Source organism: Streptomyces sp. NPDC048734 (genome assembly GCF_043198675.1).
Lineage (GTDB): Bacteria > Actinomycetota > Actinomycetes > Streptomycetales > Streptomycetaceae > Streptomyces.
This window is the reverse complement of the sequence record NZ_JBICUZ010000006.1, coordinates 348,174-356,294: the sequence shown is the minus strand read 5'-3', so window position 1 is coordinate 356,294 and position 8,121 is coordinate 348,174. Positions and strand designations below refer to the sequence as shown.

Below are 8,121 nucleotides of genomic sequence, written 5' to 3'. Positions count from 1 at the left end.
GGGGCCGTCACGGGGGGGGCGCGGCGGGGGGCTACACCCTGGCGGGGGGGCCGGGGGGGGCCCCGGGGTTCTGGTCGCCGGTCCCCCCCCCCCCCCCGCGGGCGGGGGGGCCGGGGGGGGGGGGCCCGGGCGACCGGGTCGGGGCGCTCACGAACGCGAACGGGCCGTCAGTACGGCCGGTGGCTCGTCGTCCATCTCGAAGGCCATCGGGAACGGGGCGTGGCCGGCCAGCCGGAACCAGCGCACTTTGCGGTGCTCGCGCAGCCTGCGGGCCCCGCCCACCGCGTCGTTGTGGAAACGGCGGGCCATGGGGACCCGCAGGACGGCCTCGGTCAGCTCGTGCGCCGCGGCCTCTCCCCCGGGCACCTCACGGACGGCCTCCAGCTGCTGCGCGTCCGCGAAGACCGCCCGCAGCGCCTGGCTCAGGTCGCTCTCGGCGACCTCACGCTGTTCCTCCTCCGCCTGCCGGGCGGCGTGCGCGGCCTCGTACAGCACGATCGAGGCGGCCGGATCGAGCACGCCCGAGGTGGCCAGTTCCTGGGCCACGGAGGCCCTGCGCAGCAGTTGCGCGTCCAGTGCGGCGCGGGCGGCGTCGATACGGGCGTGCAGCCGGTCCAGGCGTCCCGCGGTCCAGCTCAGGTAGAGGCCGATGGCGACGAGGGCGACGAGGATCCAGATGAGGGTTGCGGTCACGGGCGGCAAGGCTAGCCGCTCCGGGTCCCCGGCCGGGGTGCCTCCCCCTGCCCCGGCGGCTGCCGGGGCCCACCGTCCTCGGGGCCCGCCCCGGTCCTCGAGGGTCTTCGCCGGCGGACGCCGGACGGGCCGGGTCGCCCGGCCGACGCCGCCGTGCCCGCCCCGTGCCCGTCCCGGGCCAGGCCGAACCGGGCGCGCAGTCCCGGGGAGCCCTTGTCGTCCGCGGCCACCGCCGCCGCGCCCGCCGTCACCGTCTCGTAGACGGAGAGGATGTCCGCGCCGACCGTGGACCAGTCGAAGCGGCGGACGTGGGCGCTGCCGCGTTCGCGCAGGCGGGCCCGTCGCTCCGGGTCGCCCAGCAGCCGTACGGCCGCCTCGGCCAGCGCGTCCGCGTCCTCGTTGGCGAAGAGTTCGCCCGCGGCGCCCTGGTCGAGCACCTGGGCGAAGGCGTCGAGGTCGGAGGCGAGCACCGGGGCCCCGGCGGACAGGGCCTCGACCAGGATGATGCCGAAGCTCTCGCCGCCGGTGTTGGGGGCGACGTAGAGGTCGATGCTGCGCAGGAAGCGGGCCTTGTCCTCGTCGCTGACCATGCCGAGGAACTCGACGCGCGGGCGCAGTTCCGCCGGGAGGTTCTCGACGGCCTCCTCCTCGTCGCCGCGCCCGGCCACCAGCAGGCGGGCGTCCGGGCGTTCGGCGAAGATCCTCGGCAGGGCCGCCATCAGCACCGGCAGGCCCTTGCGGGGCTCGTCGATGCGCCCCATGAAGCCGATCGTGTGGCCCTGCCACTCGGGCCGGGGCTCGGCGCGGGCGAAGAAGTCGACGTCCACGCCGTTGGGGATGACCACGGCGTCCCCGCCGAGGTGCTCCACCAGGGTGCGGCGGGCGTACTCGCTCACCGCGATCCGCGCGCTGATCTTCTCCAGGGCGGCCTGGAGGATCGAGTAGGCGGCGATCATGGCGCGCGAGCGCGGGTTCGACGTGTGGAACGTGGCCACGATGGGGCCCTGTGCCGCCCAGCAGGTCAGCAGTCCGAGCGACGGCGAGGTCGGCTCGTGGATGTGGACCACGTCGAAGGCGCCGTCGTGCAGCCAGCGCCGCACCCGGGCGGCGCTCAGGAAGCCGAAGTTGAGCCGGGCCACCGAGCCGTTGTACGGCACCGGGACGGCACGGCCGGCCGAGACGACGTACGGCGGCAGCGGGGTGTCGTCGTCGGCGGGGGCGAGGACGGACACCTCGTGGCCGAGCCGGATGAAGTACTCGGCGAGGTCGCGGATGTGGAACTGGACGCCCCCGGGCACGTCCCAGGAGTACGGGCAGACGATGCCGATTCTCACGAGGGTCCCTTCGCGGGGTCGAGATCGGCGAGCCACAGCCGCTGGAGCATGTGCCAGTCCTCCGGATGGTCGGCGACACCCGTGGCGAAGGCGTCTGCCAGCGCCTGTGTCATGACGGACGTCCGCTCGGCGCGCGTACCCGACCCGGGCACCTCGATCGGGGCGTGGACGCGGCCCTGCATCACGGGCGAGTCGTCGTACCAGAGCGTGACGGGGAGCAGCAGCGCGCCGGTGTGCTGGGCGAGCAGGGCCGGCCCGGCGGGCATCCGCGCGGTGGCGCCGAAGAAGTCGACCTCGACGCCGGACGCGGACAGGTCGCGGTCGGCGACCAGGCAGACCAGGCCGCCGTCGCGCAGCCGCCGGGCGAGGGTGCCGAAGGCGGTGCCGCCGCTGTGCGGCAGGACCTCCATGCCGAGGCCCTCGCGGTAGGCGACGAAGCGGTCGTAGAGCGTCTCGGGCCTGAGGCGTTCGGCGACCGTGGTGAACGGGATGCCCAGTTTCGTGGTGGCCCAGGCGCCGGCGAGGTCCCAGTTGGCCAGGTGTGGCAGCGCGACGATGACGCCGTTGCCGGCCGCGAGGCCGTCGGTCAGGTGGTGCAGGTCCTTGGGCTCGAATCCGGCCGCGATCCGCTCCGGGCTCCAGGCGGGGAGGCGGAAGGACTCCATCCAGTAGCGCAGGTAGGAGCGCATGCCCGCGCGGGACAGCTCGGCGAGCCGCTCGGGGCTCGCGTCCGGCACCACGCGCGCGTAGTTGCTCTCCAGACGCTGGACGCCCTTGCCGCGCTGCTTCCAGACGAGGTCGGCGATGGTGCGTCCGAGGCGGACAGCGACCGGCTCGGGGAGCTTCTTGACGGTGCTCCAGCCGAGCCCGTACAGCCCGTCGGCCAGCTGGTCACGTGCGCTCACTGGGCCGCCTCACGCCCCTCCGGCTCGGGTTTCGGTTCGGCCGCCGCGGTCGCCGCGTCGGCCTCCGCCGATTCGCGCCGTACGGTGACGACCCGCTGGATCAGCGTGACCAGGCTGCCGACGGCGACGAGCCACAGGGCGACCGGCAGCAGGTGCTGGATGCCCGGCACTCCGAACGCGTGCAGACCCGCGAGCCCGGCGGCGACCAGCGACACCACGAGCCGCTCGGCGCGCTCGACGAGCCCGTTGACCGCGACCGGCAGGCCGATCGACTCGCCGCGCGCCTTGGTGTACGACACGACCTGGCCGCTGGCCAGGCAGAAGATCGAGACGGCGCACAGCACGTTGTCGTCGCCGTGGCCCGCGTACCAGAGGGCGAAGCCGCCGAAGACCGCGCCGTCGGCGACCCGGTCGAGCGTGGAGTCCAGGAAGGCGCCCCAGCGGCTGGAGCGGCCGAGCTGGCGGGCCATGTTGCCGTCGACGAGGTCGGAGAACACGAACAGTGTGATCACGACCGTGCCCCAGAAGAACTCGCCCCTGGGGTAGAAGACCAGCGCGCCCGCGACCACGCCGGCGGTGCCGAGCAGCGTGACCGTGTCGGGGCTCACGCCCCGGCGGATGAGAAACGCGGCGAACGGTGTGAGGACACGCGTGAAGAATGCACGCGCGTACTTGTTCAGCATGGCCTTCCCGAAGGTTGTATGACCGCGCGGCCCCTGCTGGCCACCGGCTGGCCCATCGTAGCCACGCGCGCGCGTGCGCGGCCCTCGGGCACCCGGGCCCGGTGTCACGGCCGGGCCGCGTCCGGGGCCCGGCGGGTCGCTCCGGTGGCCGTGTCACGACCGCGCCGAGGCCTCGGGGCGTCCTCCGTATGGACGCGCCGTGACGGGAGTGGAAAGCTCGAAGGACCGCGGACGTCGCCGGAACCGCCACCGCCGGGGGTCGCCCCGGGTGGATTCTGGGGGGAGGAGCCGCCGTGTCCGCGCCCCGATGACCTCACCGTGCACGGGAGGCTGAGAAATGGGCGACAAGGCGAACGCACACCCCGGGGCCGCCGGCAGGGCCACGGCGGCCGACCACCCCGCATCCGTACGGAACGTGGTGCTGGTCGGCCACTCCGGATCCGGCAAGACGACCCTGGTGGAGGCTCTCGCGCTGACGGCGGGAGCGGTGAACCGGGCGGGCCGCGTGGAGGACGGCGGCACCGTCTCCGACTACGACGACATCGAGCACCGGCAGCAACGCTCGGTGCAGCTCTCCCTGGTGCCGGTCGAATGGGACGGCATCAAGATCAATCTCCTCGACACCCCCGGGTACGCCGACTTCGTCGGGGAGCTGAGGGCCGGTCTGCGCGCCGCGGACGCGGCCCTCTTCGTCGTCTCGGCCTCGGACGGCGTGGACGGCTCGACCCGGATGGTGTGGGAGGAGTGCGCGGCCGTCGGGATGCCCCGGGCGATCGTCGTCACGCACCTGGAGGCCGCGCGCGCGGACTTCGAGGAGATGACGCGGATCTGCGCGGAGGCCTTCGGCGGCGACGACCCCGACGCCGTGCTGCCGCTGTACCTGCCGCTGCACGGCCCGCGGGCGCCGGACGGGCACGCGCCCGTGACGGGTCTGACCGGGCTGCTGTCGCGGAAGCTGTTCGACTACTCCTCCGGCACGCGCGAGGAGTCCGAGCCGGGCGAGGACGTGCTGCCCGGGATCGAGGAGGCCCGGAACCGGCTGATCGAGGGGATCATCGCCGAGAGCGAGGACGAGACCCTCATGGACCGCTACCTCGGGGGCGAGCGGATCGACGTCAAGACGCTGATCGAGGATCTGGAGCGGGCCGTGGCGCGCGGCACGTTCTTCCCCGTCCTGGCCGCGGCCCCGGCCGCCGAGGGCGCCCGGCAGGGCATCGGCACCGTGGAACTGCTCGAACTGGTCACCAGGGGCTTCCCGACACCTCTGGAGCGTGCGGCGCCCCGCGTCACCACGGTCGGCGGCGAGCCGCGCGCACTGGATCCGTGCGATCCGGACGGTCCGCTGGTCGCGGAGGTCGTGAAGACGGCCTCCGACCCGTACGTCGGCCGGATCTCGCTGGTGCGCGTGTTCTCCGGCACCCTGCGCCCCGACCAGATGGTCCACGTGTCCGGGCACGGACTCACCGACCGCGGCCACGAGGACCACGACGTCGACGAGCGCGTCGGCGCCCTGTCCGCGCCCTTCGGCAAGCAGCAGCGGGCGCTGACGCACTGCATCGCGGGCGACCTGGCGTGCGTGGCGAAGCTGAGCCGCGCGGAGACCGGCGACACGCTCTCCGCCAAGGACGACCCGCTGCTGATGGAGCCGTGGCAGATGCCCGACCCGCTGCTGCCGCTGGCCGTCCGGGCGCACAGCAAGGCCGACGAGGACAAGCTGTCGCAGGGGCTGTCCCGGCTGGTGGCCGAGGACCCGACGATGCGGCTGGAGCAGAACCAGGACACCCACCAGGTGGTGCTGTGGTGCCTGGGCGAGGCCCACGCGGACGTCGCTCTGGAACGGCTGCGCAGCCGCTACGGCGTGCAGGTGGACGTCGTCCCGCACAAGGTCTCCCTCAGGGAGACGTTCGCCGCCGCCTCCGCCGGGCGCGGCCGGCACGTCAAGCAGTCCGGCGGGCACGGGCAGTTCGCGATCTGCGAGATCGAGGTGGAGCCGCTGCCGGGCGGTTCGGGCATCGAGTTCGTGGACAAGGTCGTGGGCGGCGCGGTGCCGCGCCAGTTCATCCCGTCCGTGGAGAAGGGCGTACGGGCGCAGGCGGCCAGGGGCGTCGCCGCGGGCCACCCCCTCGTCGACGTCCGGGTGACCCTGGTCGACGGCAAGGCGCACTCGGTGGACTCCTCCGACGCCGCTTTCCAGACGGCCGGGGCGCTCGCGCTGCGGGAGGCCGCGGCCGACGCGCGGATCCATCTGCTGGAGCCGGTGGCCGAGGTGACCGTGCTGGTCGGCGACGAGTACGTGGGCGCCGTGATGAGCGACCTGTCGGGGCGGCGGGGCCGGGTGCTGGGCACCGAACAGAGCGGTGGCGGTCGCACGCTGGTGCGCGCGGAGGTGCCCGAGATCGAGATCGGCCGGTACGCGGTCGACCTGCGTTCCCTGTCGCACGGCACGGCCCGCTTCCACCGGGCGTACGCCCGGCACGAGCCTATGCCGGCGCAGGTGGCGGAGCGGCTCCGCCAACAGGAGGGTGCCGGATAGGGGTTGGGGCGAGGCCACCCTGAAGTGACGGGTGGGGAAGGTGTTCTTCCGGTACGGCGGGCGGCTTCGGCCGTCCGCCTCCGGATGTCCGTGCCTGGTTATACGCTGATGACCTGATCAACAGGTGTGCGGAGCACGGAAGTCGGGAAGGCCGCAGAAGCGACAGTGGCGGCGATCGGGGGCGGGAATGACCGTTGGGGACTTCTTCGGGCCACAGGTGCCGCAGCAGGGTGACGGCGGGCAGACGCCGACCTTCGCGCTGGCGTCGGCCGCCTACCGGGACAACCCCGTCGAGGACATCAAGAAGGCCGACAACGAATGGCACCAGTCGGCGGTCTCCACCGGCCGCGGCTGGGCCAAGATCTTCCGGCCCAACCTCGGCGAGGCGTTCTCCCAGGCGGTGGTCGACCGCATGCTGGGCGTCGGGCGCAAGCCGCTGATCCAGTCGTTCGGCAGTGAACCGCAGGTGGTCGTCGAGCACTGCCTGGCCGCCAACCGGATCCGCCGGGAGCGCGACAAGAAGCTCACCGGCATCATGATCGTGTGCGGTCTGCTGTTCCTGCCCGGACTGCTGGTGTGGCTGCTGGTCTTCCAGCTCCGGGCCACCATGGCGAAGGCGGGCGACAAGCGGGTCTCCGGGCTGGCCACCGGGCTGCTCGTGGCCGTCGCCGCGCTCGCCGCGCTCTTCCTGCTCAAGATGCCGTTCGCCGGCCTGGCCGGGTGGTACGCGCGCGGTGCGGTCGTCGCGCCGGTGGTCGGCTGGTTCCTGGCCAAGCGGATCTGCGAGGGCACGGCGAAGGACCTGCGCGAGCGCTGGGACGGGCTGCTGTCCGGAGGCAGCGTCGGCGCCAAGGTCCCCGAGGCGGTGCCGACCAGCCCCAACCAGACGGCGGCCGAGCAACTGCGCCAGTCCCTGGCCCGGCTGAGCGCCGAGCAGCAGTCCAACTCGGTGTTCTACGCCGGTCCCAAGGGGATCCTCGGCATGGGCACCCGCTGGGGCGCCTGGCACCTCGCGGAGGAACTGACCCCGCTCGACCCCGTCAAGGGCGTCCACGAGTTCCGTAGCTGGACGGTGGTCAAGGCCATCCACGACCAGCTCCAGCTGCTGCACCGGCAGAGCCTGAAGACCGGCGGTTTCCCGCCTCCTTCGGTACGGCACTGGATCGTCACGCCGGTCGGTGAGAACGCCAAGGCGGTGGCCCGGCCGGAGGGCACCGACGTGGAGGCGTACCAGGTCAAGCCGAGGGCCGTGGAGGACATCTGCAACAACCAGCAGTTCGGCGGCGGTGACCGGCACTACCTCGGCGTGCAGTGGCCGCTGTGGGACGGCCAGTTGATCATCACCATGCTGATCACCGTGACCGTGCTGCACGAGACGCTGCGCATCGAGGTCACCGGTCACGCGCTGGGCCCGGTGAACTCCCTGTTCACCTCCAAGCCGGAGGCGCCCACGAAGGAGGTCGCCAAGACCGTCCGGTTCTGGGAGACGCGGAAGATCAGCCTGCCGCTGGTCACCGCCGACGAGGTGGTCCGGGTGGCGGCGCGCGCCACGATCAGCTGGTACCCGCCGCTGCTGAACTGGCTCGGCGGCTCCATAGGCCTGCCCGAGCCGTTCGGCCTGCGGCACGCCTGGGCCGACCAGCCGTGGCGGCACCGTTTCATGGCCGACGACGCGCTGCGCGCGGCCACGCCGGTGCTGAGGGTGGTGCACAGCGCGGCGCTGAGGGTGCTCAAGGAGCACGACGTGGACATCGAGAAGTTCAGCTCCCGCTCGTCGGCCCTCAGCGGCGCGGTCCAGGACCTGACGCCGAAGAAGGCCGACACCTACGACGCGTAGGCCTCCGGCGGTGGGGCGGGGCACTTTTGCCGGGGGTGGGGGGGGGGGGGGGGGGGGGGGGGGGGGGGGGGGGGGGGGGGGGGGGGGGGGGGGGGGGGGGGGGGGGGGGGGGGGGGGGGGGGGGGGGGGGGGTACG

5 protein-coding genes and 1 pseudogene are annotated in these 8,121 nt (G+C 73.5%); 2 read left to right on the top strand and 4 right to left on the bottom strand.

Translation table 11 applies throughout. From position 1 onward, the window contains the following. Positions 1 to 147: 147 nt before the first annotated feature. The 4 genes and pseudogenes from ACGFQC_RS18815 to pgsA all read right to left on the bottom strand — a co-directional run bounded on the left by ACGFQC_RS18815 (position 148) and on the right by pgsA (position 3,615). Positions 148 to 693, bottom strand: a complete 546-nt coding sequence (locus ACGFQC_RS18815; RefSeq protein WP_363091344.1) for a hypothetical protein — start codon at positions 691 to 693, stop codon at positions 148 to 150. 170 nt (positions 694 to 863) lie between these two features. Beyond that, a pseudogene (locus ACGFQC_RS18810) lies at positions 864 to 2,027 on the bottom strand (glycosyltransferase family 4 protein); the annotation flags it as partial. Beyond that, on the bottom strand, positions 2,024 to 2,932 hold the full coding sequence (locus ACGFQC_RS18805; RefSeq protein WP_363091343.1) for a phosphatidylinositol mannoside acyltransferase: 909 nt from the start codon (positions 2,930 to 2,932) through the stop codon (positions 2,024 to 2,026). The pseudogene ACGFQC_RS18810 and the gene ACGFQC_RS18805, both read right to left, overlap by 4 nt. Beyond that, complete coding sequence (gene pgsA / locus ACGFQC_RS18800) at positions 2,929 to 3,615, bottom strand: phosphatidylinositol phosphate synthase (RefSeq protein ID WP_363091342.1); 687 nt, start codon at positions 3,613 to 3,615, stop codon at positions 2,929 to 2,931. The genes ACGFQC_RS18805 and pgsA overlap by 4 nt, the downstream gene beginning before the upstream one ends. A 337-nt stretch (positions 3,616 to 3,952) precedes the next feature. On the opposite strand from pgsA, the gene ACGFQC_RS18795 reads away from it, so the two are divergent. Beyond that, on the top strand, positions 3,953 to 6,148 hold the full coding sequence (locus tag ACGFQC_RS18795; protein ID WP_363091341.1) for an elongation factor G-like protein EF-G2: 2,196 nt from the start codon (positions 3,953 to 3,955) through the stop codon (positions 6,146 to 6,148). A 187-nt stretch (positions 6,149 to 6,335) separates the two neighbouring features. Next, the gene (locus ACGFQC_RS18790) at positions 6,336 to 7,985 is read left to right on the top strand and encodes a hypothetical protein (RefSeq protein ID WP_363091340.1); all 1,650 of its coding nucleotides are present in this window, start codon (positions 6,336 to 6,338) and stop codon (positions 7,983 to 7,985) included. Positions 7,986 to 8,121: the final 136 nt, after the last annotated feature.